Below are 25,605 nucleotides of genomic sequence, written 5' to 3' on the forward strand. Positions count from 1 at the left end.
AGGCGGGGACCCAGTTCTTTGGCGACAGACTTGACGGTCCAAGTGGGAGCATGGGGTTCTTACTGGGTCCCCGCCTCCGCGGGGATGAGCGGAAAGGGTGGGCGCGGTTATCAAATCCCGTGTCGACGCTTCCCCCCGGCGCATGGCGGCGCTAGGTCAGGGGCATGACCGATACAGCCCCCCGCACCGACAGCTGGACCGTCGCCGGCCGCACCTTCAACTCGCGCCTGATCGTGGGCACCGGCAAGTACCGGGACTATGCCCAGAACGCGGCGGCGGCCGAGGCTTCGGGCGCCGAGATCGTCACCGTGGCCGTGCGCCGGGTCAATCTGACCGATCCGAACCAGCCGGTGCTGACGGACTTCCTCGATCCCAAGAAATACACCTACCTGCCCAATACGGCGGGCTGCTTCACCGGCGAGGACGCGGTGCGGACCCTGCGTCTGGCGCGCGAGGCGGGCGGCTGGACCCTGGTCAAGCTGGAGGTCCTGTCCGACCAGCGCACCCTGTTCCCGGACATGGAAGAAACCCTGCGGTCGCTGAAGCTGCTTACGGCCGAGGGTTTCGAGGTCATGGTCTATTGCACCGACGATCCCGTCTATGCGCGTAAGCTGGAAGACGCAGGCGCCGTGGCCATCATGCCGCTGGGCGCGCCGATCGGCTCGGGCCTGGGGGTGCAGAACCCCATCAATATCCGTCTGATCGTCGAGCAGTCCAAGGTGCCGGTCCTGGTCGATGCGGGCGTCGGCACGGCTTCGGACGCCGCCATCGCCATGGAGCTGGGCTGCGACGGCGTGCTGATGAATACCGCCATCGCCGAGGCGCGCGATCCGATCCTGATGGCCAGCGCCATGAAGCACGCGGTCATCGCGGGGCGGGAATCCTATCTGGCCGGACGGATGAAGAAGCGCTTCTACGCCGATCCGTCCTCGCCGCTGGCGGGTCTGATCTAGCGTATTGCGACGCTGAGGCCGCTTGCGGCCTCGTTGTCTGGCGCGCACTCTTCCGGCGACTGAGGGAGAGGGTGCGATGCGTTTCGGATTGATGGCCTGTACGGCCGTGGCGGCCTGCATGATCGGGCCGATGGCGGTGGCGGACGCGACGGCGGACAAGGCGGTGCGCGACCTGCTGGACCAGCCGCAGGTCTGCGGGCCGGGCGGCTCGTCCATCGAGGCCATCCCGACCAACGACATCGTCATGGTCGAAGGCTTTGGTAGCGGCGGCTTCAAGGTCGATACCGCTAGTCCTGAAGCCCAGGCCTGGTTCGACCACGGCGTGCGGCTGCGCTGGGCCTTCGAGCATACCGAATCGGTGCGGGCTTTCCGCAAGGCGCGGGCGCTGGATCCGTCGTGCGGGATGTGCGCCTGGGGCGAGGCCTGGGCCATCGGCCCCAACCTGAACGGCGGCGGTCAGGACAAGGCCTCCATCGACGCCGCCCGCACGGCCGCCCGCGAGGCGCGCCGTCTGGCCCGCGACGCCACGCCGGTTCAGCGTCAGATGATCGATGCTCTGATCCAACGCTATTCCGGCGGGGACAAGAGCCGCGCTGACCGCTTCGCCCAGCGCATGGACCGGATCGCGCGCCAGAACCCGGACGACGTCGCCATCGCCAACATCACCGCTGACGCCTGGCTTCTGGCCGCCGATGAATGGTGGGACGACGACGGCAAGGCCGCCGATCCGGCCATTCCGCGCGCCATGGGCCTGCTGAAACACGCCTTGGCGAAGGACCCCAATGATCCGGGCGCGATCCACCTCTATATCCACCTGACCGAGTGGTCGGACGATCCGCACAAGGCCATTCCCTATGGCGAGAGGCTGGCCCTGCTGGCCCCGGCGGCCAGCCATCTGGTGCATATGCCGTCGCATACCTATTACCGGGTCGGGCGCTATCGGGACGCGATGATGTCCAACGTCAACGCCGTGGCGCTGGACCGGCGCTATGACGCCCTGGCCAGGCCGCCGGGCGGGGTGCCGGCGATGCGGCTGCACGCCCACAACATCCACTTCGGCATGGGCGGCGCCCTGATGGCCGGGGGCGGCGAGGAGGGGCTGAAGCTCGCTGACTGGTTCCTGAGCACCTATCCGAACATCGGCGCCCAGGAATACTGGCGGCAGATCGTCGCCAACAACGCCTACGCTCTTTACGGTCGATTCGGTTCGCCGGAGCAGGTGGCGGCGCTGAAAGAGCCGCCGGCCACTCATCCGCTGCTGCGCATCAGTTGGCGTTATGCGCGGGGCGAGGCGGCGGCGAGGGCTGGCGACGCCGCCGCTGTGCGGGCCGAGGCGGACGCCATCAAGGCCCTGCGCGAGGCCACGCCCTTCACCGGGCCCATGGCCGAGCAGCGGGCCGTCTTCACCGAACTGTCCCAGCGTATCCTCGAAGGCCGCGCGGCGATGATCGAGGGCCATGCGAGCGCCGCCGTCGCCGCCTTCACTCGCGCGGCGCAAATTCAGGCCATGGACGACGAGGGCGGCGATCCGCCGATCATCTGGTATCCGACGCGTCGCAGTCTGGCGGCGGCCATGCTGGCCAGCGGCGACGCCGCCGGGGCCAAGGTCAAGATCGAGGAATTGCTGAAGGACTGGCCCAGCGATCCCTACAGCTATTTCGTTCTGGCCGAGGCCGAACGGAAGCTGGGAAACGCCGAAGCCGCCGCCGAGGCGACCCGACGTTCGACCATCGAGTGGATTGGCGGCGAGCGGAGCCTGGCCGCAGCCTAGCGCTTGGCGTCTTCGATCATCTTGGCGACGGCGGCAGGCTCGATGCTGGCGCTTGCCTTGCCGTTGATGAAGAAGGTCGGGGTGCCTTGCAGGCCCAGGGTCGCGGCCACGGTGTGGATGTCGGTGACGTGGCGGGTCATCTCGGGCGAGGCGATGGCCGCCTGGGCCTTGGTCATGTCGACGCCGTGCTGGACCAGGATGCCGTCGATGGCCGCGCGGTCCAGGGCGCGCTCAGTCATCAGGGCGTCATAGACCTCCAGATACTTGCCCTGCTGATGCGCGGCCAGGGCGGCGCGGGCGGCGTATTGCGAGGTGACGTCGTCGCCCCGGTCCAGGATGGGCCAGTCCTTGAAGACGAAGCGGACCTCAGGATGGGCGGCCATCAGGGCGCGGTAGTCATGCGCCACGGCCTTGCAGCCCGGGCAGCGGAAGTCGAAGAACTCGATCACCGTGACCTTGGCGTCGGCGGGGCCGAAGCTGGGGTCGCGGGCGTCGGCGGCCAGCAGGGCCGGATTGGCCTTGACGGCGGCGTTGATGGTCTGGACGCGGGACTGCTCCTCGTGGGCCTGACGCGCGGCCAGAACCTCGTCCAGAACTTGCGGATTGGCGACCAGATAGGCGCGCACGCGTCCGCCGAAATCGCCGCCGGTCAGGTAGGGGGCGACCGACGCGCCCAAGGCCAGGACCGAGACGGCCAGAGCCGCGCCGGCCAGGGTCTTGCCGGACAGTGACGACAGGATACTGCCTTGGGGAGCGGGCGTCGGGGTATGGGCGTCAGGCCGGGCTTCGTCGTCGGTCATGCAGATCTCGGTATTGGCAGGTCAGGCGGCGTCAGGTGTTGGGCAGGATGACGCCGCGGTTGGTGCGCTGCTCGTTGCGGCGCTCGGCGTCATCGATGTCTCTTTGCGTGGCGCCGGACGAGAAGACGATGTCGGTCGCGCGGCGCCATTCGATGGAGTTGCGGTCCAGCATGTCACGGGCGCGCATGGCGAACTGGTTGGCCTGTTCCGTGCGGCCCAGGGCGAACCAGTACTCGGCCGAGGCCAAGCGCGCCTCGCCCTCCTTGCCCTGGCTGGCGTAGGCCTGGCCCAGCAGACGCCAGGCCAGGGTGTTGTCTTTTTCCAGCGCGACGGCGCGTTTCAATTGATCGACGGCGGCGTCCAGGTTGGCGGGGTCGCTGGTTTCGATCAGGGCATGGGCCAGGTTGATCTTCAGCAACGGAGCGTCAGGTTTCAGCTCGACCGCCTTTTGGTGGGCGCCGATGGCCTCGGCCGGGCGGCCTTCCTCGAACAGGATCTGGCCCTTCAACTCCCAGAAGTAGGGATTGGCGGGCTGTTCGCTCAACAAGGCATCGACGGCGTCCAGCGCCTTGTCCGTCTGGCCGTCGCGATACCAGGCGATTGACCGCGCATAGCGAGCGGGCAGGGAGGTATCGGACGAGGGATAGTCGCGCAGGGCCGCGTTCGGCGATTCCATGAAGGAGCGGATCTTGGCCACGACCAGGGCGTGCTGAGCCATCCGCTCGGGACTGTCCTGATGGTTGTAGTGGGCGGCGGCCTCGACCGGACGACGCAGGGCCTCGATGCGTTGCGACGACAGGGGATGGCTGCGGAAATAGGGGTAGCGGCGCTGGTCCGAGAAGACTTCCTGCGAGCGGAAGTTTTCGAAGAACTCGACCATGCCCTTGCCGGATTCCCCGGCGCGCTCCAGGGCGCGGGCGCCGGTGATGTCGGCCTCGCCCTCCTGGCTCTGCATGTAGCGCAGGGCGCCCAGGGTGCCGAAATACTGGCTGGACGCCAACAGAGCGGCGCCTGCATCCGGCGCGCCGGCGATCGCGGCCAGGGCCCCCAGGGCCATGGTCATGATCATCGGCTGCATGCCGGCGTTCTGGGCGCCGTCGCGCAGGGTGTGGCGGTTCTTGATGTGACCGGCCTCGTGGGCGATCACGCCTAGAAGCTGGTTCGGGGTCTTGGTCTGCAGGATCAGGCCGGTGTTCAGGCCCATGATCCGCCCGCGCGTGGCGAAGGCGTTCAGGTCCTGGTCGTTGACCAGCAGGATCTCGACCTCGCTTGGGTCCAGCCCCATGGCGACGAAGACCGGCTCGGACCATTCATGAATGATCCCCTCGATCTCGGTATCGCGGATCAGGCTTTGGGCCGAGGCCGACCCCGCCGCCGCCAGCACCGCCACAGTAGCAATGGCGGAGACGAGGATGCGTGATGCGACGCCCTTTGCGACACGGGGAAGCCTGGTCATGACGTACTCCAGAGCGACAGTCTCCCCCGTGTCTTCAAGCTTAATCGTGTCCGATCAACGGCGCCACCAGCCGCGCTTGGGCTTTTCGGGCGGCGCGACGATCTGATTGGGGTCTTCGGCGATGATGGCGGCCACGTCGACCTCGGGGGTCGGAGCAGGCGTCGGTTCGACGACCGCGACCGGTTCGGGCGCGATTTCAGGCTCGAGCGCCTGTTCGATGGCCGCTTCGATCTTGGCGGCCACCACAGGTTCCACGTCCAGTTGGGCGGGGATTGCGACCGGTTCCGCTTCGACCACGGCTTCGGCAGGCGTTTCCTGGGCGGGAGCTTCGATCACAGCTTCGCTGGCGACATCAGCACTGACCTTGCGGCGGACACGGCGACGCTTGGGCGCCTCGACGGCTTCAACGACGACTTCCGGTGCGCCATCGGTCGCTTCCTCGGTCGGGATGATCGTGGCGATGGGCGTGTCCGGCGAGCCGACGGGGGGCAGGCCCTCGTTGACAGCGCGATCCTCGACCTTGGCTTCGTGGGCCAGGCCGCCCCGATCACGGCCGCGACCGCGCCCGCGACGACGGCGCGAACGACCGCCTTCACGCTCGGCACGTTCGCCTTCCGGACGCTCGCCAGCGACGACGTCGGCGTCACGGGTTTCCGCGGTTTCGACCGGCGCGCGTTCGGCGCGGGGCGAGGGGTTGATCGGGTCGAACCAGACGTAGGGATCGTCCAGCGACGGCGTGCGTCCGCGCACCCAGGTGAAGGCGTCGCGTTCACCGTCCTCACGCATGCGACGACCGCCGCGACGGCCGCGACGACGGCGACGGCCGGCCTCGCTGTCGTCATCCTCGTCATCAGCAGCGACGACATCAGCCGAGCCTTCGTCCGAGGCTTCCTCGTCACGGCGACCGCCGCGACGACGACGACGGCGGCCACGACCGCGGCCTTCGCCGTCGTGTTGCTCGGCGCGCTCGCGGGCTTCGTCGTCGTCACCGTCTTCACGGTCCAGATCGGCGTCGTCCTCGTCGTCGCCTTCGATGACTTCGTCGTCCTCGTCTTCGTCCTCATGGTCGAAGGCGCTGTCGTCGAAGCCGTCGTCCAGCTCGGCGGCCGAGATGTGGGTGACGACCGGCACGAAGTCTTCGTTGGTCGAGGTGCGCTCGATGGCGTGTTCGCCCTGGGCCAGGCTGTCGTCGATCTGGATGACGACGTTCAGGCCGCGCTGGTCCAGCAGGCGCTGCAGATAGCTGCGCTTGTGGTTCAGGATATAGAGGGCGACAGCGGTCGAGACGCGCAGGTTGATCGAACCGGCGCCGTTGCGGCCAGCCTCGATGTCCACGGCGCGCAGGGTGGTCAGGGCGGCGCTTTCCGCCGAACGGATGCGACCGGCGCCCTGGCAGCAGGCGCAGACCTCGGTGGCGCCTTCGATCACGCCCAGGCGGCGACGCTGGCGGCTGATCTCCATCAGGCCGAAGCCCGAGATGCGGCCCATCTGGATGCGGGCGCGATCCTTGGCCAGCGCGTCCTTCAGCGCCTTCTCGACGGCGCGGTTGTTCTTGCCTTCATCCATGTCGATGAAGTCGATGACGATCAGGCCGGCGAGGTCGCGCAGACGCAGCTGGCGGGCGGCCTCGACGGCGGCTTCCAGGTTGGTCTTGGTGGCGGTGGCCTCGACGTTGCGTTCCTTGGTCGAACGACCCGAGTTCACGTCGATGGCGACCAGGGCCTCGGTCTGGTTGATCACCAGATAGCCGCCCGACTTCAGAGGCACGACCGGCTGGTGGATCTGGGTCAGCACCTCTTCGATGCCGTTGGCTGCGAACAGGGGCTTGGACCCCTGGTAGAGGTGGATCTTCTTGGCCTGCGACGGCATCAGCACGCGCATGAAGTCACGGGCTTCCTTGAAGCCTTCCAGGCCCTCGACCTGAATGCCGTCGAAGTCCTTGTCGTACATGTCGCGCACGGCGCGGCGGACCAGGTTTTCTTCTTCGTAGATGACGGCCGGGGCGTTCGACTTCAGCGTCGTCTCGCGGATCGTCTCCCACAGTCGCAGCAGGTATTCGTAGTCGCGCTTGATCTCGGCGCGGGTGCGCTTGGCGCCGGCCGTGCGGATGATCAGGCCCATGCCCTTGGGCACCTTCAGCGCCGAGGCGGCGGCCTTCAGGCGGCGACGGTCCGAGGTGTTGGTGATCTTGCGCGAAATGCCGCCGCCCTTGCCGGTGTTCGGCATCAGGACGCAGTAGCGGCCGGCCAGCGACAGCCAGGTGGTCAGGGCCGCGCCCTTGGCGCCGCGCTCGTCCTTGACGACCTGCACCAGCAGGATCTGGCGGCGCTTGATGACGTCCTGGATCTTGTAGCGACGCATCAGGCGGCGCTTCAGGCGCTCCTCGTCAGCCAGGCCGCCTTCGGACTCATCGTCGCCTTCACGGCCCAGATCGTCGTGATCGTCGTCGTCCGAGTGCGCTTCAGCCATGATGGCTTCGCGGTCGGCGACCGGGATCTGGTAATAGTCCGGGTGGATTTCGTTGAAGGCCAGGAAGCCGTGACGGTTGCCGCCGTACTCGACGAAGGCCGCCTGAAGGCTGGGCTCTACGCGGGTGACCTTGGCGAGGTAGATGTTGCCGCGAAGCTGACGGCGGGCCGTGGATTCGAAATCGAATTCCTCAACCTGGCGTCCGTCCACGATGGCGACGCGGGTTTCTTCCGCGTGCGCCGCATCGATCAGCATAGTCTTTGACATTAAGAGTCTCTCTCTGGCGCGCCAGGCCGGGCCCTGCGGAAGTCTCCGCGGACAAGGGGGCGGCTCGCCGAATGGAAATGGGGGCCAGGGCGCGCGTCATCCCCTCGCGGATTGCGAGAGCGGCAAGGGTCTGCCGGTCGGGAGCGCAGGCGGGTCGGCCCATGAGGTTCTGTCGGTCCTGGATCCGAACGCGCCGTTCAAGGCCGCGTCCCGGACCCGTTCTTCGGATCGTCGGCCAGGCCGGGCGATCCTCGGAATGAGGTGAAAGTCAGCGCCGCGAGGAGGGCGCGCCCGACCCTGCGGAAATATGCAGAGGGCGCGATCGTTCGCTTGCGGACCAGATCATAGGCATATGTAGCGGAAAATAAAAGAACCACGACCGTTACAGGTATTAACGAAATCCTTAGTCGCGCCGCTCATTCTGCTGTCTGAACCAGAAGGGTGAAGTCCGTCCATGTATGGCCGGTGGCGTGACAATCTGGCCCGTTGGGGCGTGCGTGAATGGGCGATGACGGGCCTGGCCTTCGTCGTGATTTGCGCCGTCGTGCTGACGGCTGGGCGCGGCCTGGCCTTTGGGCCGGACGGCCAGATTTCCGGCATTCGCTTCGGCGGCGACGCCCAGCGCACGCGGGTCGTGCTGGATCTAGGCAAGACCACGCGCGGTCAGGTGATCGAGGACGGCACGACCGGCCGCGTCGTCGTGGCTCTTTCTGATGTGGCGCCGGGGCGTGGACTGGATGGCAGTGGGTCTGGTCTGGTGCGCGGCTATGTGGTGGCTTCCGCCGGCACGTCCTCGCGCGTCCGTCTGGACCTGGCCCGCGGGGCCGAGATCGAGCGCCGCTTCCTGCTGCCACCGGGCGACGGGGTCCCGCATTATCGCTACGTTATCGATCTGAAGGCCACCGGCGCTGCTGCTGCGGTCGCCGCCAGCACCCCGCCGCGTCGTGAGCAGGCGCGCAGGGAAAAACCGCTGATCGTCATTGACGCCGGTCACGGCGGCCGCGATCCGGGCGCGCAAGGCCAGCATGCCCAGGAAAAGGCCGTCACCCTGGCCGCCGCCCGCGACCTGAAGGCCGCCATCGAGCGCACCGGCCGCTATCGCGTGCGTCTGACGCGTGACAGCGACGTCTATGTCATTCACGGCCGCCGGGTGCAGATCGCCCGCGACGCCGGGGCCGACCTGTTCATCTCCCTGCACGCCGACGCCGGGACCGATCCGGCCCTGCGCGGCGCCAGCGTCTATACCCTGTCGGAACAGGGCGCGGGCCGGGCTGTGCGCGAATACACGCGCGGCGACGACTGGCAGCGCGATCTGCGTCTGCCAGGACGTGATCCCTCGGTCGATCGCATCCTGCTGGACATGACCCAGCGCGCCACCCAGAACCGCTCGGCCCAGTTCGCGCGGGTCCTGCTGACCCATTTGGAAGGCGACAGCCATCCCTTGCTGCGCCGCAGCCATCGCGACGCGGGTCTGGCCGTGCTGCTGGCCCCGGACGTGCCCGCCATCCTGCTGGAGATGGGCTTCATCACCAATCCGGAAGACGAGCGCGTCCTGACCGATGAGCGCGCGCGCCGCCGTCTGATGCGCTCGGTAGCCGAGGGGATCGACCGTTACTTCCGTGAACCCTCGGCGCCGGTGATGGTGGCCGGCGAGGTCGCCGGCGGCGGCTGAGCTATTCCGCGAGCGCCAGCCTGGCGCGGTGGAAAATTTCCTCGAACATGTCCGGGGTCAGGCGGCCCGTATTCGTGTTCAGACGCGAGCAGTGATAGCTGTTGATGATGGTGTAGGCTCCGACCTTGCCTTCGACGCCGTGCCCGGCGGGGATGGCCGTGCCGGGGTGACCGAGCGTCCGCAGGATGCTGCGCCGGGACACGTCGCCCAGGGTCACGATCACTTTCAGGCGGGGCAGGGCGGCCAGACGGTCGATCAGGAAGGGCCGGCAAGTGTTTTCCTCGGCGCCCGTCGGCTTGTTCAGCGGCGGGGCGCAGCGCACGGCGTTGGTGATCATGCAGTCGATCAGGGCCAGATCGTCCTTGCCGTCAGGATCATAGTTGCCCTTGGCGAATCCGGTCTTCCTGAGGGTGTCGTAAAGCAACCATCCGGCATGGTCGCCGGTGAAGGGGCGGCCGGTGCGGTTGGCGCCCATACGGCCCGGCGCCAGGCCCGCGATCAGCAGGCGCGCGTTCGGATCGCCGAAAGAGGGGGCCGGGCCGTTCCACCAGTCGGGGTTCTGACGGATGTTCTCCTGCCGATAGGCGACCAGCCGTGGGCACAGAGGGCAGTCGCGGGCCGGTTCCGGGTTCAGGACGCGGTTCATGGGCGGTCGTCCCGTTCAAAGGTGCGCGCCAAGGTCTGGGGTGCGGCGTTCTTGGGCTTGCTGAAATGGGCGGCGGCGTCGGCCAGGTCGATGAAGGCGTCGGCCTGACGGCGCAGTTCATCAGCGATCTGTGGCGGCTGGGTCTTGGTGGTCGAAACCACCGTGACACGCACGCCCCTGGCCTGGATCGCCTGCACCAGCCGCCGGAAGTCGCCGTCGCCCGAGAACAGGATCATGTGGTCCAGGTGCGGAGTCAGCTCCAGCATGTCGACAGCGATCTCGATGTCCATATTGCCCTTGATGCGTGACTGACCATGGGCGTCGGTGAAGCGCTTGACCGGCTTGGTCACGACGGTGAAGCCGTTGTAGTCGAGCCAGTCGACGAGCGGCCGGATGGGCGAGAACTCTTCGCCCTCGACCACCGCCGTGTAATAATAGGCGCGCACCAGCTGACCCTTCTGCCCGAACCAGTCGGACAGCTTCCTGAAGTCGAGATCGACATTGAGCGCGCGGGCCGCCGAATAGAGGTTGGCGCCGTCGATGAACAAGGCGATGCGGTCGCCCGTGCGGCCGGTCATGAATATGAGTCCGTCGAAATGGTCGAGAATATGAGCGTCCCGACCGAAATCCCCGAAGGCGACCTGGATCTGGACGGCGCAGTCATCGTCGCCCTGGGCTGTAATGACAAGGGCGTCTGGGCGTCTTGCGAGGAGGCGCTGGAGGCCGCACTGGCCCGCTTCCGGGCCGAGGGCGTCGATATTCTGGCGCGATCGTCCTGGTGGTCGTCGCAGGCCTGGCCCGATCCGACCGATCCGCCATTTCTGAATGGCGTGGTGATTGTGCGCACCGATCATGATCCGGGCGTTCTGATGAGCAAACTGTCGCGCATGGAGGACGTGTTCGATCGTCGACGCAGCGTTCGCAACGCGCCGCGCACCCTGGATCTGGATCTGATCGCCTATGGACGGCTGAGCGGCGACCTGGACGGGCTGATCCTCCCGCATCCGCGTGCGGCCGAGCGTCTGTTCGTCATGGGGCCCCTGGCTGAAATCGCCCCGACGTGGCGGCACCCGACGGTCGAAGGCGAAGCTGAGTCCCTGGCGAAGCAGGCGACGGTCGGCGTCGATGCGCGACCATTGAACCGTTGACCTGATCTCGAAGCGGGATAGCCTTGTCGAAAATGACACCGGAGGACAAGGCCGTGTTCCTACCTGCTTTCGCCCTGATCGCCGCCATCCAGGTTGCGCCCGCTTCGCCGCCGGCGGGGACCGGCGTGGTGATCCGCGAGGCGGATGTCATGGTCCGTCAGGCGCCGCCTCACAACGGGGAGGGTATGAGCACAGCCTATCGCATTTCCGATGGCGTGCCGAACCGTGCCATGGAGTTCCGCAAGCGGATCATGCATCCGGGCGCCGCCATCGGGCTGCACCCCATTGCTCACGACGAGGTCTACTACGTCGTCAGCGGCGAAGGCGATGTGACGTCTGACGGGGTGACGACGCGGATGCGTGCGGGCGACGCCGCCTATCTGTTCGACGGCAATGTCGTGGGCATTCGCCAAACGGGAGAGGTGGACCTGGTGCTGATCATCAGCTATCCGCTGGCCCAAAGGAAGAACTGAGGCGTTTTGCGCCGCATTCCGGCCTTCGCGGCGTTGCACAATCACGCCTAACCCTATATTTTGTGCGGTTCTCCCTGCCGCCAGAGGAATTTCATGGCCCGCGTCACTGTCGAAGACTGCATCGAGAAGGTTCCGAACCGCTTTGGTCTGGTTCTGTTGGCCGGTCACCGCGCCCGCAACATCGCCAACGGCGCGCCTCTGACGCTGGACCGCGACAATGACAAGAACCCGGTCGTGGCTCTGCGCGAGATCGCCGACGACACTGTCGTGCCGGACGAACTGCGCGAGAACATCATCACCACGCTGCAACGCGTCGATGAACGTACCGAGGCCGAGGATGAAGCCGAAGTCGTGGCCCTGCTGGCCGAGCCGCAGCACATGAACATGGCCGAGGCCGAGCTGATCCGCGCGCTGCAGAGCGATCGGGACGGCGGTCAGGAGGAACGCTACTGACGGCTGAGCCTGTCAACGGCGTAACCATCCTCCCGGCGCGGTCCCCCGCGGACCCGTCGCCGGGCCAAGTCGCGAATCAGATAGACCAGACGGCGTCGCTCCTTTCCGGGGCGACGCCGTTGTCGTCTGAAGTTTCCGAGTCCTCCCCGTCCGTGTCTCAAGTGCCTGAAGCCAAGCGCGCTCCGATCATGCGCCAGTTTGAATTGATCGAGGCGGTCAAGGCCTATGATCCGACAGCGGACGAGGCGCTGCTGAACCGCGCCTACGTCTATGCGATGAAGATGCATGGCTCGCAGTTGCGGGCTTCGGGCGATCCCTATTTCGCCCATCCCATTCAGGTCGCGGGCATCCTGACCGATTATCGGCTGGATACGGCCACCATCGTCACGGCCCTGCTGCATGACGTGGTCGAGGACACCTCGGCCACCCGCGACGACATCGCCGCCATGTTCGGCGAAGAGATCGCCGTCCTGGTCGAGGGCGTGACCAAGCTGTCGCGGCTGGAGCTTCAGGCCGAGCATACGCGTCAGGCCGAGAACCTGCGCAAGTTCATTCTGGCCATCTCCAAGGACGTGCGGGTCCTGCTGGTCAAGCTGGCCGACCGCCTGCACAACATGCGCACCCTGCACTTCGTCAAGCCGGAGAAGCGTGAGCGCATCAGCCGCGAGACCCTGGAAGTCTATGCGCCGCTGGGTCGCTCCATCGGCATCCACTCCATCGCGTCGGAACTGGAAGAACTGGCGTTCGAACACCTGAACGCCACGGCCCGCGTCGCCATCCAGCGCCGTCTGGAGGCGCTGAAGCTGGAGCACGGCCGCGCCATCGAGGGCGTGTCGCGTGAGATCGAGACGGTTCTCAGCGAGGCGGGCATCCCCGCCCATGTGAAGGGTCGCGAAAAGACGCCCTATTCGATCTGGCGCAAGTTGCAGAGGAAGTCGGTCGGCTTCTCGTCCTTGTCGGACATCTACGGCTTCCGCGTGATTGTTGAGGCCGAGGACGATTGTTACCGCGCCCTGGGCGTCATCCACCGGGCCTGGCCCATGGTGCCGGAACGGTTCAAGGACTTCATCTCGACGCCCAAGTCGAACAACTATCGCTCGCTGCACACCACGGTGGTCGGCCCGGGCGGTCTGCGCATCGAGATGCAGATCCGCACCGAGATCATGGACCGTGTGGCCGAGGACGGGGTTGCCGCGCACTGGGCCTACAAGAACCACTCCTATGGCTTTGACCGCGAGGCGATGGAGGCCGATGGCGGGCGTGACCCGCTGCTGAACCTGCGCCATCTGGTTCAGGTCATCGAACATGGCGAGGGCGGCGAGGACTGGGTCGAGCACGCCAAGCTCGAAATGTACCTGGATCAGGTCTTCGTCTTCACGCCCAAGGGCGCGCTGATCACCCTGCCGCGCGGCGGCATGGCGCTGGACTTCGCCTATGCCGTCCACACCGAGGTCGGCGACACGGCCGTGGGCGTCAAGATCAACGGCGAGCTGAAGCCGATGCGCACGGCGCTTCAGAACGGCGACGTGGTCGAGATCATTCGCGGCACCAAGCGCGAGGTGCCGACCGACTGGCGCAGTCTGACGGTCACCGGCCGGGCGCGTTCGGCGATCCGCCGCCACATCCGCACTTCGGAACGTGACGAGTTCGTGCGTCTGGGCAAGGCGACGCTGGAGCAGACGCTCGAGCGGGCGGGCAAGTCGCTGGCCGACGTCTCGCTGAAGCCGGTGCTGGAAACCCACGCCATCGCCACCGAAGAGGACATGTTCGACGCCATCGGGCGGGGACGTCTGGCCGCCACCAAGATCGCCGAGACCATGTTCCCGGCGCTGAAGGGCCAGTTGAAGGCCGGGCCAGAGCGCAAGCGGATCGGCAATGATCAGGCCCGCCTGTTCGTGCGCGGCAGCGGTCTGACGCCGGGCGTCAGCATCCACTTCGGCGCCTGTTGTTCGCCGGTGCCGGGCGACCGCATCGTTGGCATCCTGGAACCCGACAAGGGGCTGACGGTGCATACCATCGACTGTCAAAGCCTGGCCGATTTCGCCGACGACGACAGCGTCTGGCAGGACCTGCAATGGACGCCGCAGGCCGAGCAGGACGCCGTGGCTTCGGCCCGACTGCGCGCAACGATCCGCAATGCGCCCGGCGTGCTGGGGCAGGTGGCCACCATTATCGGCGAGGCCGGCGGCAATATCCTGAACCTGTCGATGGCGCATCGTCAGCAGGACTTCTTCGACGTCGACATCGACGTGGAGGTCGAAGACGCCCGTCACGCCACCATGATCATCGCGGCGCTGCGCGCCAATCCGTCCGTCGACACCGTGGACCGCGCGCGCGGCTGATCGCCCGCGCGTCTGACTCTGAAGGCCGAAATGTCTCCCGAACAGCAAGCTCTCGCCAACGCCGCTCAACTGGCGTCGCCCTCCTATCGTCTGGCGGCTCTGGATCAGGACTTCCTGCTGGGCGAGTCGATGCGCGGCGTGCGCTTCCTGATGGAGTACGAAAAGGCCGAGGAGGCGCTGAAGGCCTGGGGCGTGCGTTCGACCCTGGTGGTGTTCGGCAGCGCCCGCGTCGGCGCCAACGGGGGCGGACGGCACGCCTACTGGTACGAGCAGGCACGCCAGTTCGGCCGCATCGCCTCGGAACGGGGCGGGGCCTTCCGCGGCTCGCCGGGCGAGGTGCGCGACAACGTCATCGCCACTGGCGGCGGGCCGGGCATCATGCAGGCCGCCAATCAGGGCGCGCACGAAGCGGGCGCCCCGTCGATCGGCTTCAACGTCACCCTGCCGCACGAGCAGGTGCCGAACCCCTGGTCGACGCCGGAGCTGACCTTCCAGTTCCACTACTTCGCCATGCGCAAGATGCACCTGGCCATGCGGGCCAATGGTCTGGTGGTCTTCCCCGGCGGCTTCGGCACCCTGGACGAGCTGTTCGAGATCCTGACCCTGCGTCAGACCGACAAGGCGCCGCCGATCCCCATCGTCCTGTTCGACGAGGCCTATTGGCGCTCGGTCATCAACTTCGACACCCTGATCGAGCACGGCATGGTCAAGGCTTCGGACATGGCGCTGTTCTCGTTCGCCGACGACGCCGAGACGGTGTGGGCGAAGTTGCTGGAAGGCGGACTGAAGCCGAACTGCGACATCAAGTAGGTCGCTCGGCTTGAGGGGCGGGGATGCAGGGTCTAAGGGAGCCTCTCATGAACACTGAAGACGTCCTCAACGAATTCCGCGACGCCGGCGCCCTGCGCGAAGGCCATTTCGTCCTGTCGTCCGGCCTGCACAGCCCGGTCTTCCTGCAGAAGAACCTGGTCTTCATGGACGGTCGTCGCTGCGAGCGCCTGTGCAAGGCACTGGCCGAGAAGATCGTCGCCACGGTCGGCCCGGTCGATGTGGCCATCTCGCCCGCCGTCGGCGGCATCATACCCGGCTATGAGACAGCCAAGCACCTGAACGTGCGTTCGCTCTACGTCGAGCGCGAGGGCGGCGAGTTCAAGCTGCGCCGCGGCTTCACCGTCGAGCCGGGCGAGAAGGTCGTCATGGTCGAGGACATCGTCACGACCGGCCTGTCGTCGCGCGAATGCATCGCCGCCATCCAGAAGGCCGGGGGCGAGGTCGTCGCCGCCGCCTGCATCGTCGACCGCTCAGGCGGTCGTGCTGACGTGGGCGTGCCGCTGATCGCGCTGGCGACGCTCGATGTGCCGGCCTATCCGGCCGACGCCCTGCCGCCAGAACTGGCCGCCCTGCCGGTTGAGGACCCGGGCAGCCGCCGGCTGTCCAAGTAGAAGAAAGAGAACGGGATGAAGCGCGAGCGAGTTCGTCTGGGCGTCAACATCGACCACGTCGCCACGGTTCGTAACGCGCGCGGCGGCGCTCATCCCGATCCGGCCCGCGCGGCTGAGGCGGCGCTAGCGGCGGGAGCGGACGGCATCACCGCCCACCTGCGCGAAGATCGCCGCCACATCACCGACGCCGACATCGACGTGCTGACGGCCCTGTGCCGTCGCGCGGGCAAGCCGCTGAACTTCGAGATGGCCGTAACGGAGGAGATGCTGGCCATCGCCCTGCGTCACCGTCCGCATGCCGCCTGTCTGGTGCCGGAACGGCGCGAGGAGGTTACGACCGAGGGCGGTCTGGCCGTCGCCGGTCACGAGGCGCGCATCGCGCCCGTGGTGAAGGCCCTGTCGGAGGCGGGCATCCGCGTCAGCCTGTTCATCGAACCGTCCGAGGCCCAGGTCGAGGCCGCCGCCGCCGTGGGCGCCCAGGTGGTTGAGTTCCACACCGGCCGCTATTGCCACCTGACCGATCCGGCCGAACGCGCGTTCGAGCTGGACCGTCTGGCCGCCGCCGCCGCCCAGGCTGACATCCTGGGGCTGGAGGTCCATGCTGGGCACGGCCTCGACTACGCTACCGCCAGCGTGGTTCTGGAAATCCCTGAGATCAAGGAACTGAACATCGGCCACTTCCTGATCGGTGAGGCGGTCTTCGTCGGCCTGGACGCCGCCATCCGCCGGATGCGGACGGCGATGGACGAGGCGGTGGCGGGGGCGAACCGGTGATCATCGGTATCGGCGCCGATATGTCGGATATCCGGCGCATCGAGGCGTCGCTGGATCGGTTTGGCGACCGCTTCAAGAACCGCGTCTTCACCGAGATCGAACGCACCCGTTCGGACCGCAAGCCTGACCCGGCCTGGAGCTACGCCAAGCGGTTCGCGGCCAAGGAGGCCTGCGCGAAGGCCCTGGGGACGGGGATGCGCGCCGACGTCTATTGGCGCGACATGGGGGTGGTGAACCTGAAGTCGGGTCAGCCGACCCTGGCCCTGACCGGCCACGCCGCCGAGCATCTGGCGCGTCTGACCCCGCCGGGTCATGAAGCGCGCATCCATCTGACCCTCAGCGACGAACATCCTTATGCTCTCGCTTTCGTGGTCATCGAAGCCTTGCCCGTGGCGTAATCAGCCATTACGCCTCAGGCTTCCAACCCCGCGTTCTGTGGGGGATTCGAGCAGACCATGAGCGACGACCCCAAGGCGAACGGCGACGCCGGCAATCCTGCCATCGATCCGACCGAGCAACGACCGATCTGGAGCGATGACGGTGACGCCCCCTTCGACATGGGCGACGATCCCGAAGCCCTCGACAGCGACAAGCCGATCTACGCCACGCCGCGTCCCAAGAAAGCCAAACGTGTGAAAAAAGAGAAGTCCGCGAGCAACGAGACGGTCGAGATCATCAAGACCATCGTCTTCGCCCTGCTGATCGCCTTCGTGCTGCGGGTGCTGCTGTTCCAGCCCTTCACCATCCCGTCGGCCTCGATGGAGCCCAACCTCTATGAGGGCGACTACATCGTCGTGTCGAAGTGGTCCTATGGCTATTCCAAGCACTCGATCCCGTGGAGCCCGCCGCTGTTCGACGGTCGCATCCTGGGCAAGGACCCGACGCGCGGCGACATCGTGGTGTTCAAGCTGCCGCGCGACAACAAGACCGACTACATCAAGCGCGTGATCGGCCTGCCGGGCGACAAGGTGCAGATGATCGCCAATAAGCTCTACATCAACGGCGCCCCGGTGAAGGACGTCGTCGTCAGCCGCGCCGAGATGGCCGATATGTTCGGCCCGCGTCCGGTGACACAGGTCCGCGAGACCCTGCCTAACGGCAAGAGCTTCATGACCCAGGACTTCGGTCCGGGGGGCGACCTGGACGACACCCCGGTCTATGAGGTTCCGAGCGGCCACTTCTTCATGATGGGCGACAACCGCGACAACTCGATTGACAGCCGTGTCGAGATGTCGGCGGGCGTGGGCATGGTTCCGGCTGAGAACCTGGTCGGCAAGGCCGAGATCATCATGTTCTCCTGGTCGCCGGGCGCGTCTCTGTTCAACCCGGTCAGCTGGTTCGCCAACCTGCGTCCCAGCCGGTTCTTCAAGATCCTGGACTGATGGCGAACGTTCGGGCCGAGGCCGTCGCCGCGCTCCGGCGTCGGCTGGGCCATGACTTTGCTGATCCGTCGTTGCTGGAACGCGCCCTGACCCACGCCAGCGTGGGCGAGGGCGGGGGACAGGCGGACGGTCGCCGTCCCGCCGACAACGAGCGGCTGGAGTTCCTGGGCGACCGGGTGCTGGGCCTGCTGGTCGCTGACCGTTTGACGCGCGAGTTTCCCTCGGCGGACGAAGGTCAGTTGTCGGCCCGCCTGCACGCCCTGGTGGACAAGAGCGCCTGCGCTCGTGTCGGCGAGCGGTTGGGTGTGGGCGCGGCGCTGCGCCTGTCGGCGGGCGAGACCAAGACGGGCGGCCGCAGAAAGGCCGGAGTCATCGCCGATGCTGTAGAGGCTATTCTGGCGGCCGTCTATCGCGACGGCGGTCTGGGGGCGGCCAAGGCCATGTTCGATATCGCCTGGGCCGAGGAGTTTGCGTCTCCTCCGGCGCCGGCCCTGACCAATCCCAAGTCCGCTCTGCAGGAGTGGGCCCAAGCCCAAGGGCGTCCGCTGCCGACCTATCGGGTGGTGGAACGCACCGGATCAGATCATGCTCCGACCTTCGTGGTCGAGGCGACGGTGGTCGGCTTCGACCCCGTGAAACAAACAGGACGTTCGCGTCAGGAGGCGGAGAAAGCCGCCGCCACGGCGCTGTTGAAACGAGAAGGCGTAATTTGACCGAGACCCTCAACCCCAATCAGCGCGCGGGCTTCGCCGCCATCATTGGCGCGCCCAACGCCGGCAAGTCGACGCTGGTGAACCGCCTGACGGGCTCCAAGGTCTCGATCGTGACCCAGAAGGTCCAGACCACGCGCTTCCCCGTGCGCGGCATCGCCATCGAGGGGGACGCCCAGATCGTCCTGGTGGACACGCCCGGCATCTTTACGCCGCGCCGCCGTCTGGACCGCGCCATGGTCGCCTCGGCCTGGGGCGGGGCGCAGGACGCCGACGTGGTGCTGCACCTGATCGACGCCCCGTCGCACATCGCCTCGGAAGGCCGTGACGGCACCCCCGCCGACCGCAAGTCGGCCGAGGACACCGAGACCATCATCGCCAACCTGAAGGCGACGGGGACCAAGGTCATCCTGGGTCTGAACAAGATCGATGGGATGCGCCGCGACACCCTGCTGGCCTTGTCGCACCGCCTGTTCGAAACCGGCGTCTATGAAGAGGTCTATATGATCTCTGCCCTCAGCGGCGACGGCGTGGACGACCTGAAGAAACGTCTGGCTCGCTCCATGCCTGCCGGTCCGTGGCTCTACCCGGAAGATCAGTCGGCTGACGTGCCCGTGCGCGTGCTGGCTGCCGAGATCACCCGCGAGAAGGTCTATCTGCGCGTCCACGAAGAGCTGCCCTATTCGGCGGCGGTCGAGACGACGGCTTTCGAGGAAAAGGCCGATGGTTCGGCCCGTATCGAACAGACCATCTATGTCGAACGCGAAAGCCAGCGCCCCATCGTTCTGGGCAAGGGCGGTCAGACGCTGAAGTGGATCGGCCAGAAGTCGCGCGAGGAGCTGATGGAGCTGCTCGACCGTCCGGTTCACCTGTTTCTGACCGTCAAGGTCGACCCGAAATGGCAGGACAGCCGCGCCCTTTACGCCCAGTTCGGGCTGGAGTTCGACGTCTAGGATCGTAGTTCAGTATCGTGTTTGTAGTTCCCAAGTCCGCAGGCGGGCGGCCCTGGTTCCTCGGATCCCTGGCCGCGGTCGCCCTTGCCTCCGCCGGCGCCGGCGCCTGGATCGTCCACGCCATTGCGCCTGAAACCCAGGCGGCGGTCGCGAAGCCCAGGCTGCCGGAACGGCCGCCGGTCGAGGTGGTCGAGGCTCTGCCGCAACTGAAGGCGCGGCTGGACTATCTGGGCGAGCACAAGCAGTTCATGGGCGCCATCCTGGTGGCCAAGGGCGATCAGGTCCTGTTCCGTCAGGTCTATGGCAAGGCGAACTACGAGAACGATCAGCCGCTGCAGCTGGACACCCGCTTCCGCCTGGCTTCGGTGTCCAAGCAGTTCACCGCCGCCGCCATCCTGAAGCTGCAGGACGAGGGCAAACTCACGGTCAACGACCCGGTCTGCAAATGGATCGAGGCCTGCCCGGATGCGTGGAAGCCGCTGCGCATCCACCACCTGCTGTCGCATACCTCGGGCATTCCCGACCTGATGGCACAGTCCGAGTGGGGGCGCATCCGCATCACCCCGCGCACGCCGCAGGAACTGACCGAGACCTCGGCCCGCTATGGCCTGCAGTTTGAGCCGGGGACCAAGATCCGCTACGACAACGCCGCCTATAATCTGGCCGCCGAGATCGTGGCCAAGGCCAGCGGCAAGCCGTTCGAGACCTATCTGAACAACGCCATCCTGAAACCGCTGGGCCTGAAGGATACGGGGTCGGACGCCCACGCCGACGCCCAGGGTTTGGCCATGGGCTACGCCAACTTCCCCGGCGGGCTGGCGGCTCAGCCGATCGCGAACGTCAGCGTCGTCTTCGGCGCCGGCGCCCTTTATTCGACGCTGGACGATATGCTGGTGTGGAACCGGGCGCTGCATGGAGGTCATGTCCTCAGCGACGCCTCCTACGCCCAGATGATCGCCGACCATGCGCCCGAAGGCACGCCCAAGGAGCGGGGCCGCGCGCATCGGGCCTATGGCTACGGCATCTACGTCAACAGCCTGGGCGAGCAGGTGACGCCCGCCTTTGACGACAAGCAGATCTATCACACGGGCAGTTGGGCCGGGTTCCGCAACCTGGTCCTCTATCAGCCCGAGGCCGACGTGACCGTGGTGGTGCTGTCCAACAACTACCACCAGCGCGACCTGGTCTTCATGCTGAGCCAGCAGGCCATGGCCGAGGCCCTGGGGCGTGAGTTCCCGACGGGGCTGAACCGCTAGATAGCGCTCTGATTTCCTCCCCATGAAATGGGGAGGGGAAGAGCGACTTACGGCTTCATCGACCCCGTTTCGATGAAGCGCTGGTGCCAGGACAGGGCCTCGGTCAGCAGGTGCGGCGATTGCAGGCCGTAGGAGCCCTTCAGCGCACGGTCGTAGTAGTCTTTCAGCGCGTCGCGGTAGTCGGGGTGGGCGCAGTTGGCGATGATGACCTGGGCCCGCTGCTTGGGCGATAGGCCGCGCAGGTCGGCAAGGCCCTGTTCGGTGACGATGACCTGCACGTCCTGGGTGATGTGGTCGACGTGGCTGGCCATGGGGACGATGGCCGAGATCTTGCCGCCCTTGGCCGTCGAAGGTGTGACGAAGCAGGAGATGTAGGCGTTCCGCGCAAAGTCGCCCGAGCCGCCGATGCCGTTCTGGATGCGCGAGCCCATGACGTGGGTCGAGTTGACGTTGCCGTAGATGTCCGCCTCGATCAGGCCGTTCATGGCGATGCAGCCCAGACGGCGGATGATCTCCGGGTGGTTCGAGATTTCCTGCGGGCGCAGGATGATCTTGCCGCGGAACTGCTCCATGCGGCTGTTCAGATCGGCGGCGGCCTCGGGGCTGAGCGAGAAGGCGGTGGCGGAGGCGACGGTCAGCTTGCCGCTGTCCAGCAGGTCCAGCATCCCGTCCTGCAGCACCTCGGTATAGGCGGTCAGGTTCTCGAACGGGCTGTCCTGAAGGCCGGCCAGTACGGCGTTGGCGACATTGCCCACGCCCGATTGCAGCGGCAGCAGATGGGCGGGCAGGCGGCCCAGCTTCACCTCATGCTCCAGGAACTCGATCAGGTGCCCGGCGATGGCCGTGGCGCTGGCGTCCGGCGCGGCGAAGGGCAGGTTGCGGTCGGGGCTGTCGGTCTCGACGATGGCGGCGATCTTGGACGGATCGACGCGGAACACCGTCTCGCCGATCAGGTCCGTCGGCTTGGTCAGTGGGATCGGCACGCGCGCCGGCGGCAGGGCCGTGCCGTAATAGATGTCGTGCATCCCCTCCAGCGCCGCGTTCTGCCAGCTGTTGACCTCCAGGATGATCTGGTCGGCGCGGTCCAGCCAGGTCTTGTTGTTGCCGATCGAGGACGACGGGATCAGCGCCCCGTCCTCGCGGATACCCGAGACCTCGACCACCGCCGTCTCCAGCGGGCCGAGGAAACCCTGCCAGGCTACCGGCGCCACCTGCGACAGGTGCATGTCCAGGTATTCCATCTCGCCCTTGTTGATCTTCTCGCGAGCGATGGGGTCGGAGTTGTAGGGCAGGCGGAACTCGATACCGTCGGCCTTGGCCAGGGCGCCGTCCAGTTCCGGGCCGGTCGAGGCGCCGGTCCAGACCTTGAGCTTGAAGGGATTGCCCGCAGCGTGCTCCGCCTCGATCCGCTCGGCCAGGGCCATGGGCACGACCTTGGGATAGCCCGAGCCGGTGAAGCCGCTCATGCCCACGGTCGAATTGGCCGGGATCAGGGCGGCGGCGTCCTGGGCGGACATGATCTTCGACTTGAGGGCGGGGTTGCGGACGCGGGACATCGGAAACCTGACGACTGGAGCCGGGGAGGGCTCGGGGAAGGACGCGGACATAGGCGCCGCATCACCCTGATTCCAATACGGCTTTGGTCGTAACAGTCCGTGATCACAAGGTCGTCAGCCGCCGGGTTTCCAGTCCGACGTGGGATTGGTGTTGACCATCCAGGGGATGCCGAACCTGTCGGTGAAGCTGCCGAAGCCGGGCGACCAGAAGGTCTCGGCGAAGGGCATGCCCACCTTGCCGCCCTCGGACAGGGCGTCGAACACCCGGCGACCCTCGGCGACATTGTCGGTGTGATAGGAGACGTCGAAGCCGTTCTTGGGCTTGTCGATATTCGGCGCGAACTCGGGCGGCATGTCGGCCCCCATGATGGCCTGATCTCCGACCTCCAGCCATCCGTGCATCAGCCAGTCCTTGTATTTGGGATCGACCGGCATGTCGGGCGGGCCGTCGCCGAACGGAAAGGCGGCCGTGACCTTGCCGCCCAGGACGCGGGCGTAGAAGTCCAGCGCCTCGCGGCACTGGCCCTGGAAGCTGAGACTGGTGACGATCTTCATGAGACCTCTCCGGGTTGTCGGGTTGGAGGTCTGAACGCGCGGCGTCGCGTATCTTTCCGTCAAAGCGGGAGCTTTCGTCGTCGCGAGAACAGGACTAGAACAAAGGCATGATCACCGTCGCCCTGATGATGCTCCAACTGTCCGCCGCTCCTGTTCAGGCCGCGCCTGCGCCCGAGGCTGAAATCGCGCCAGTGAACCGCGTGCTGGACGCCATGCACGCCGCCGCGTCGCGGGCCGACGGCGACGCCTATTTCGCGACCTTCACGGCGGACGGCCGCTTCATCGGCACGGACGCGACCGAGCGGTGGACCCTGCCGGAGTTCAGGGCCTACGCCATGCCCTACTTCTCGCAGGGTAAGGGCTGGACCTATCGGCCGGTGACGCGGACCGTGACCATCGCCCCCATCGCCTGCCGCTGCGTCGCCTGGTTCGACGAGGTGCTGGACAACGACGCCTATGGGACCACGCGCGGGTCGGGCGTGCTGCGCCTGACCGAGGACGGCTGGAAGATCGAGCAGTATGTCCTCAGCTTCGCCGTACCGAACGACAAGGCGCGCGCCGTCGTCGGCGTGATCAAGGCCGACTGATGGAGGTTCAGGACGACGCCTTCGTCCTGTCGGCGCGGGCGCATGGGGATACGGGGGCGGTGGTCGAGCTGTTGACCGAGCGGCATGGGCGACGTGCCGCCTATGTCGCCGGCGGGGCGTCGCGCAAGATGCGGCCCTTCCTGCAGGCCGGAGCGCGGGTCGTGGCCGATCTGCGGTCGCGGACCTCGGACCAACTGGGGTCTGCAAGGCTGGAGCCGGTGGGCGAGGGGCCAGCGGCCCTGTTCGACGATCCCCTGGCTCTGGTCGGGTTGAACGCCGCCGCTGCGGTGGCGCAAGGGGCCTTGCCCGAGCGAGAGGCGCATCCGGGCGCCTTCTACGCCTTCGAGGCCCTGATGGGGGCCTTCGTCATGCCCGAGGTCTGGCCCGCCATCTTCGTGCGGTTCGAGGCGGGGCTGCTGGAAGATCTGGGCTTTGGTCTGGACCTGTCGCGCTGCGCCGCGACCGGGTCGATGGATGACCTGATCTACGTCAGCCCCCGCACGGGCCGCGCCGTCAGCCGCGAGGCGGGCGCGCCCTATGCCGACAAGCTGCTGAACCTCCCGCCCTTCATGCTGGGGGCGCAGGCGGGCTTAAGCGAAGGCGACGTGAAGGCGGGGCTGGACCTGACCGGGCATTTCCTCGAGCAGTTTGTTTTTCACGCCCTGAACAAGCCCCTGCCGCCCGCGCGGGTGTGGATGATCGAGCGGTTGGCCGAGGCGGGCCGGCTCTAGTCCGCCAACCACCCCGCTCTTCCCGGCGAAGTCAGGGGCGGGGCAGCCCCGCGATCGCCTCGCGCATTTCCCTTCTCAAAACCGAGACCAGTTCGGCGGCGGGGAGGGCGCGGGACAGCGGCGCAGCCTGACCGGCCCATTGCGGTGCGTAGCCGTCATCGCCCTGCAGGCTGGCGGCGGCGTTCAGCGCCTTGCCGAGGTCATAGGCATAGGGATAGCCGGCGGTCAGGGCCTCGTCGGCGCGCTGCATGAAGGTGTTTTCGACGCCGCGCGCAGGACGGCCCGAGATGACCGGGCTGACGCGGGTGCGCTCGGCGCGAGGACCGGCCAGAGCCGCGCGGTAGGCGGCGTTGGCGGCGGACTCGGGGCAGGAGACGAAGGCCGTGCCCAGCTGCGCGCCCGCTGCGCCCAGCGCCAGCGCCGCCGCGATCCCCGCGCCGTCCATGATCCCGCCAGCTGCGATGACCGGGACATCCAGCTCGCGGGCCAGCAGACGGGTCAGGGGCAGGGTCGCGAAGCGCGGGTCGTCGGCGGGATCGAAGACGCCGCGATGGCCGCCGGCCTCGACCCCCTGGGCGACGACCATGTCGATCCCCGCCGCCTGGGCCTGACGGCCTTCGTCCGGCGTGGTGGCGCTGGCGATCAGGATGCAGTCGACAGCTTTCAGCGCCGCGATCCTGTCAGATTGCGGCAGGCCGAAGTGGAAGCTCACCACGGCGGGCCTTTCCTCCAGCAGGACGGCCATCTTGGCGTCGTCGGTCAGGAAGCTTTTGTAGATCTCGTTCAGGGTCTCGGGCGGCGCGACGCCGAACCCGGTGAAGATCGGGCGCAGGCTGTCGATCCAGATGCGGTCGCGCGAGGGATCGGGCGGCGTCGGGGCATGGCAGAAGACATTGATGTTGAACGGGCGCGTCGTCAGGGCCTTCAACGCCTGAATCTGGCGTCGCCCCTCGACCGCATCGACCGCGGCGATGGAGATGGAGCCGAGCGCTCCGGCGTTCGACACGGCCGCCGCCAGTTCGGGCGTCGAGGTCCCGGCCATGGGCGCCTGAACGATGGGCAGGTCCAGTCCGAGGCGGTCGGTGAGGGCGGTCTTCATGCGCGGTTTCTGCCTTTTCGACGACGGCGCTCCACAGATAGGCGCGGATCGTCCCCGCGTCAGCCGCGCGCTGCGCTAGACTTTGTCGTTCAGATCACCGATTCGAAGTC

At 67.0% G+C, this 25,605-nt stretch carries 25 protein-coding genes; 17 read left to right on the top strand and 8 right to left on the bottom strand.

Features of this window, described 5'->3' with window-relative positions; translation table 11 throughout:
- Positions 1 to 164: 164 nt before the first annotated feature.
- Positions 165 to 953: a thiazole synthase gene (locus IFE19_RS07025; protein ID WP_207826768.1), complete on the top strand. Its 789-nt coding sequence runs from the start codon at positions 165 to 167 to the stop codon at positions 951 to 953.
- A 76-nt stretch (positions 954 to 1,029) separates the two neighbouring features.
- Positions 1,030 to 2,724, top strand: coding sequence for a tetratricopeptide repeat protein (locus IFE19_RS07030; RefSeq protein WP_207826770.1), 1,695 nt, complete (start codon positions 1,030 to 1,032; stop codon positions 2,722 to 2,724).
- On the opposite strand, the gene IFE19_RS07035 is transcribed toward IFE19_RS07030, so the two are convergent.
- The 3 genes from IFE19_RS07035 to IFE19_RS07045 are packed head-to-tail and all read right to left on the bottom strand — an operon-like array spanning position 2,721 to position 7,716.
- Positions 2,721 to 3,524, bottom strand: a complete 804-nt coding sequence (locus IFE19_RS07035; protein ID WP_207826772.1) for a DsbA family protein — start codon at positions 3,522 to 3,524, stop codon at positions 2,721 to 2,723. The two genes, IFE19_RS07030 and IFE19_RS07035, sit on opposite strands and share 4 nt — an antisense overlap.
- Positions 3,525 to 3,555: 31 nt before the next feature.
- Complete coding sequence (locus tag IFE19_RS07040) at positions 3,556 to 4,980, bottom strand: M48 family metalloprotease (protein ID WP_207826774.1); 1,425 nt, start codon at positions 4,978 to 4,980, stop codon at positions 3,556 to 3,558.
- Positions 4,981 to 5,034: 54 nt separating this feature from the next.
- Positions 5,035 to 7,716: an Rne/Rng family ribonuclease gene (locus tag IFE19_RS07045; RefSeq protein ID WP_207826775.1), complete on the bottom strand. Its 2,682-nt coding sequence runs from the start codon at positions 7,714 to 7,716 to the stop codon at positions 5,035 to 5,037.
- 454 nt (positions 7,717 to 8,170) lie between these two features.
- On the opposite strand from IFE19_RS07045, the gene IFE19_RS07050 reads away from it, so the two are divergent.
- Positions 8,171 to 9,388: an N-acetylmuramoyl-L-alanine amidase gene (locus IFE19_RS07050; protein WP_225910440.1), complete on the top strand. Its 1,218-nt coding sequence runs from the start codon at positions 8,171 to 8,173 to the stop codon at positions 9,386 to 9,388.
- Position 9,389: 1 nt separating this feature from the next.
- Here IFE19_RS07050 and IFE19_RS07055 read toward each other — a convergent pair whose 3' ends face one another.
- Both IFE19_RS07055 and IFE19_RS07060 read right to left on the bottom strand, forming a co-directional pair.
- On the bottom strand, positions 9,390 to 10,034 hold the full coding sequence (locus IFE19_RS07055; protein WP_207826777.1) for a uracil-DNA glycosylase: 645 nt from the start codon (positions 10,032 to 10,034) through the stop codon (positions 9,390 to 9,392).
- On the bottom strand, positions 10,031 to 10,612 hold the full coding sequence (locus IFE19_RS07060) for a LabA-like NYN domain-containing protein (protein WP_207826779.1): 582 nt from the start codon (positions 10,610 to 10,612) through the stop codon (positions 10,031 to 10,033). The genes IFE19_RS07055 and IFE19_RS07060 overlap by 4 nt, the downstream gene beginning before the upstream one ends.
- 30 nt (positions 10,613 to 10,642) lie before the next feature.
- Here IFE19_RS07060 and folK point away from each other — a divergent pair, with 30 nt between their 5' ends.
- The 12 genes from folK (at position 10,643) to IFE19_RS07120 (ending at position 20,967) form a co-directional block, all read left to right on the top strand.
- The gene (folK, locus tag IFE19_RS07065; RefSeq protein WP_225910441.1) at positions 10,643 to 11,182 is read left to right on the top strand and encodes a 2-amino-4-hydroxy-6-hydroxymethyldihydropteridine diphosphokinase; all 540 of its coding nucleotides are present in this window, start codon (positions 10,643 to 10,645) and stop codon (positions 11,180 to 11,182) included.
- Positions 11,183 to 11,235: 53 nt separating this feature from the next.
- Complete coding sequence (locus IFE19_RS07070; protein ID WP_225910442.1) at positions 11,236 to 11,655, top strand: cupin domain-containing protein; 420 nt, start codon at positions 11,236 to 11,238, stop codon at positions 11,653 to 11,655.
- Between the two features lie 93 nt (positions 11,656 to 11,748).
- Positions 11,749 to 12,108, top strand: a complete 360-nt coding sequence (gene rpoZ, locus IFE19_RS07075) for a DNA-directed RNA polymerase subunit omega (RefSeq protein WP_207826781.1) — start codon at positions 11,749 to 11,751, stop codon at positions 12,106 to 12,108.
- Between the two features lie 188 nt (positions 12,109 to 12,296).
- Entirely contained in the window at positions 12,297 to 14,450 is a 2,154-nt protein-coding gene (locus tag IFE19_RS07080) for a RelA/SpoT family protein (protein WP_207826782.1), read from the top strand.
- Between the two features lie 30 nt (positions 14,451 to 14,480).
- Positions 14,481 to 15,260, top strand: coding sequence for an LOG family protein (locus IFE19_RS07085; RefSeq protein ID WP_207826783.1), 780 nt, complete (start codon positions 14,481 to 14,483; stop codon positions 15,258 to 15,260).
- Positions 15,261 to 15,307: 47 nt separating this feature from the next.
- Positions 15,308 to 15,892, top strand: coding sequence for an orotate phosphoribosyltransferase (pyrE, locus tag IFE19_RS07090; protein ID WP_207826784.1), 585 nt, complete (start codon positions 15,308 to 15,310; stop codon positions 15,890 to 15,892).
- A gap of 15 nt (positions 15,893 to 15,907) precedes the next feature.
- Positions 15,908 to 16,666, top strand: coding sequence for a pyridoxine 5'-phosphate synthase (locus IFE19_RS07095; protein ID WP_207826785.1), 759 nt, complete (start codon positions 15,908 to 15,910; stop codon positions 16,664 to 16,666).
- Complete coding sequence (acpS, locus tag IFE19_RS07100; protein ID WP_207826786.1) at positions 16,663 to 17,064, top strand: holo-ACP synthase; 402 nt, start codon at positions 16,663 to 16,665, stop codon at positions 17,062 to 17,064. The genes IFE19_RS07095 and acpS overlap by 4 nt, the downstream gene beginning before the upstream one ends.
- A gap of 57 nt (positions 17,065 to 17,121) precedes the next feature.
- Positions 17,122 to 18,048, top strand: coding sequence for a signal peptidase I (gene lepB, locus IFE19_RS07105; protein ID WP_207826787.1), 927 nt, complete (start codon positions 17,122 to 17,124; stop codon positions 18,046 to 18,048).
- Positions 18,048 to 18,761, top strand: a complete 714-nt coding sequence (rnc, locus tag IFE19_RS07110; protein WP_207826788.1) for a ribonuclease III — start codon at positions 18,048 to 18,050, stop codon at positions 18,759 to 18,761. The genes lepB and rnc overlap by 1 nt, the downstream gene beginning before the upstream one ends.
- Positions 18,758 to 19,711, top strand: a complete 954-nt coding sequence (gene era, locus IFE19_RS07115) for a GTPase Era (protein ID WP_207826790.1) — start codon at positions 18,758 to 18,760, stop codon at positions 19,709 to 19,711. Before rnc ends, era begins: the two co-directional genes overlap by 4 nt.
- Positions 19,712 to 19,728: 17 nt before the next feature.
- The gene (locus IFE19_RS07120) at positions 19,729 to 20,967 is read left to right on the top strand and encodes a serine hydrolase domain-containing protein (protein WP_207826791.1); all 1,239 of its coding nucleotides are present in this window, start codon (positions 19,729 to 19,731) and stop codon (positions 20,965 to 20,967) included.
- 47 nt (positions 20,968 to 21,014) lie between these two features.
- On the opposite strand, the gene IFE19_RS07125 is transcribed toward IFE19_RS07120, so the two are convergent.
- Positions 21,015 to 22,523 (bottom strand): acetyl-CoA hydrolase/transferase family protein, encoded by a 1,509-nt coding sequence (locus IFE19_RS07125; RefSeq protein WP_207826793.1) that lies wholly within the window; start codon positions 22,521 to 22,523, stop codon positions 21,015 to 21,017.
- A gap of 114 nt (positions 22,524 to 22,637) precedes the next feature.
- Positions 22,638 to 23,078, bottom strand: a complete 441-nt coding sequence (locus IFE19_RS07130) for a VOC family protein (protein WP_207826795.1) — start codon at positions 23,076 to 23,078, stop codon at positions 22,638 to 22,640.
- Between the two features lie 107 nt (positions 23,079 to 23,185).
- On the opposite strand from IFE19_RS07130, the gene IFE19_RS07135 reads away from it, so the two are divergent.
- Positions 23,186 to 23,665, top strand: a complete 480-nt coding sequence (locus IFE19_RS07135; RefSeq protein WP_207826797.1) for a nuclear transport factor 2 family protein — start codon at positions 23,186 to 23,188, stop codon at positions 23,663 to 23,665.
- Positions 23,665 to 24,396, top strand: a complete 732-nt coding sequence (gene recO, locus IFE19_RS07140; RefSeq protein ID WP_207826798.1) for a DNA repair protein RecO — start codon at positions 23,665 to 23,667, stop codon at positions 24,394 to 24,396. Before IFE19_RS07135 ends, recO begins: the two co-directional genes overlap by 1 nt.
- A 31-nt stretch (positions 24,397 to 24,427) precedes the next feature.
- Here the strand turns inward: recO and IFE19_RS07145 are convergent, their stop codons facing one another.
- Positions 24,428 to 25,495 (bottom strand): NAD(P)H-dependent flavin oxidoreductase, encoded by a 1,068-nt coding sequence (locus IFE19_RS07145; protein WP_207826799.1) that lies wholly within the window; start codon positions 25,493 to 25,495, stop codon positions 24,428 to 24,430.
- Positions 25,496 to 25,605 lie beyond the last annotated feature (110 nt).

Origin of the sequence: Brevundimonas pondensis, from assembly GCF_017487345.1 — a bacterium.
In the GTDB taxonomy this organism is placed as follows: domain Bacteria; phylum Pseudomonadota; class Alphaproteobacteria; order Caulobacterales; family Caulobacteraceae; genus Brevundimonas; species Brevundimonas pondensis.

Bases quoted from the DNA above. Each gene is read 5' to 3' on its own strand.
- IFE19_RS07025 (WP_207826768.1), top strand. From the start codon at position 165: ATGACCGATACAGCCCCCCGCACCGACAGCTGGACCGTCGCCGGCCGC.
- IFE19_RS07030 (WP_207826770.1), top strand. From the start codon at position 1,030: ATGCGTTTCGGATTGATGGCCTGTACGGCCGTGGCGGCCTGCATGATC.
- IFE19_RS07035 (WP_207826772.1), bottom strand. From the start codon at position 3,524: ATGACCGACGACGAAGCCCGGCCTGACGCCCATACCCCGACGCCCGCT.
- IFE19_RS07040 (WP_207826774.1), bottom strand. From the start codon at position 4,980: ATGACCAGGCTTCCCCGTGTCGCAAAGGGCGTCGCATCACGCATCCTC.
- IFE19_RS07045 (WP_207826775.1), bottom strand. From the start codon at position 7,716: ATGTCAAAGACTATGCTGATCGATGCGGCGCACGCGGAAGAAACCCGC.
- IFE19_RS07050 (WP_225910440.1), top strand. From the start codon at position 8,171: ATGTATGGCCGGTGGCGTGACAATCTGGCCCGTTGGGGCGTGCGTGAA.
- IFE19_RS07055 (WP_207826777.1), bottom strand. From the start codon at position 10,034: ATGAACCGCGTCCTGAACCCGGAACCGGCCCGCGACTGCCCTCTGTGC.
- IFE19_RS07060 (WP_207826779.1), bottom strand. From the start codon at position 10,612: ATGACCGGCCGCACGGGCGACCGCATCGCCTTGTTCATCGACGGCGCC.
- folK (WP_225910441.1), top strand. From the start codon at position 10,643: ATGAGCGTCCCGACCGAAATCCCCGAAGGCGACCTGGATCTGGACGGC.
- rpoZ (WP_207826781.1), top strand. From the start codon at position 11,749: ATGGCCCGCGTCACTGTCGAAGACTGCATCGAGAAGGTTCCGAACCGC.
- IFE19_RS07080 (WP_207826782.1), top strand. From the start codon at position 12,297: ATGCGCCAGTTTGAATTGATCGAGGCGGTCAAGGCCTATGATCCGACA.
- IFE19_RS07085 (WP_207826783.1), top strand. From the start codon at position 14,481: ATGTCTCCCGAACAGCAAGCTCTCGCCAACGCCGCTCAACTGGCGTCG.
- pyrE (WP_207826784.1), top strand. From the start codon at position 15,308: ATGAACACTGAAGACGTCCTCAACGAATTCCGCGACGCCGGCGCCCTG.
- IFE19_RS07095 (WP_207826785.1), top strand. From the start codon at position 15,908: ATGAAGCGCGAGCGAGTTCGTCTGGGCGTCAACATCGACCACGTCGCC.
- lepB (WP_207826787.1), top strand. From the start codon at position 17,122: ATGAGCGACGACCCCAAGGCGAACGGCGACGCCGGCAATCCTGCCATC.
- rnc (WP_207826788.1), top strand. From the start codon at position 18,048: ATGGCGAACGTTCGGGCCGAGGCCGTCGCCGCGCTCCGGCGTCGGCTG.
- IFE19_RS07125 (WP_207826793.1), bottom strand. From the start codon at position 22,523: ATGTCCCGCGTCCGCAACCCCGCCCTCAAGTCGAAGATCATGTCCGCC.
- IFE19_RS07130 (WP_207826795.1), bottom strand. From the start codon at position 23,078: ATGAAGATCGTCACCAGTCTCAGCTTCCAGGGCCAGTGCCGCGAGGCG.
- IFE19_RS07135 (WP_207826797.1), top strand. From the start codon at position 23,186: ATGATCACCGTCGCCCTGATGATGCTCCAACTGTCCGCCGCTCCTGTT.
- recO (WP_207826798.1), top strand. From the start codon at position 23,665: ATGGAGGTTCAGGACGACGCCTTCGTCCTGTCGGCGCGGGCGCATGGG.
- IFE19_RS07145 (WP_207826799.1), bottom strand. From the start codon at position 25,495: ATGAAGACCGCCCTCACCGACCGCCTCGGACTGGACCTGCCCATCGTT.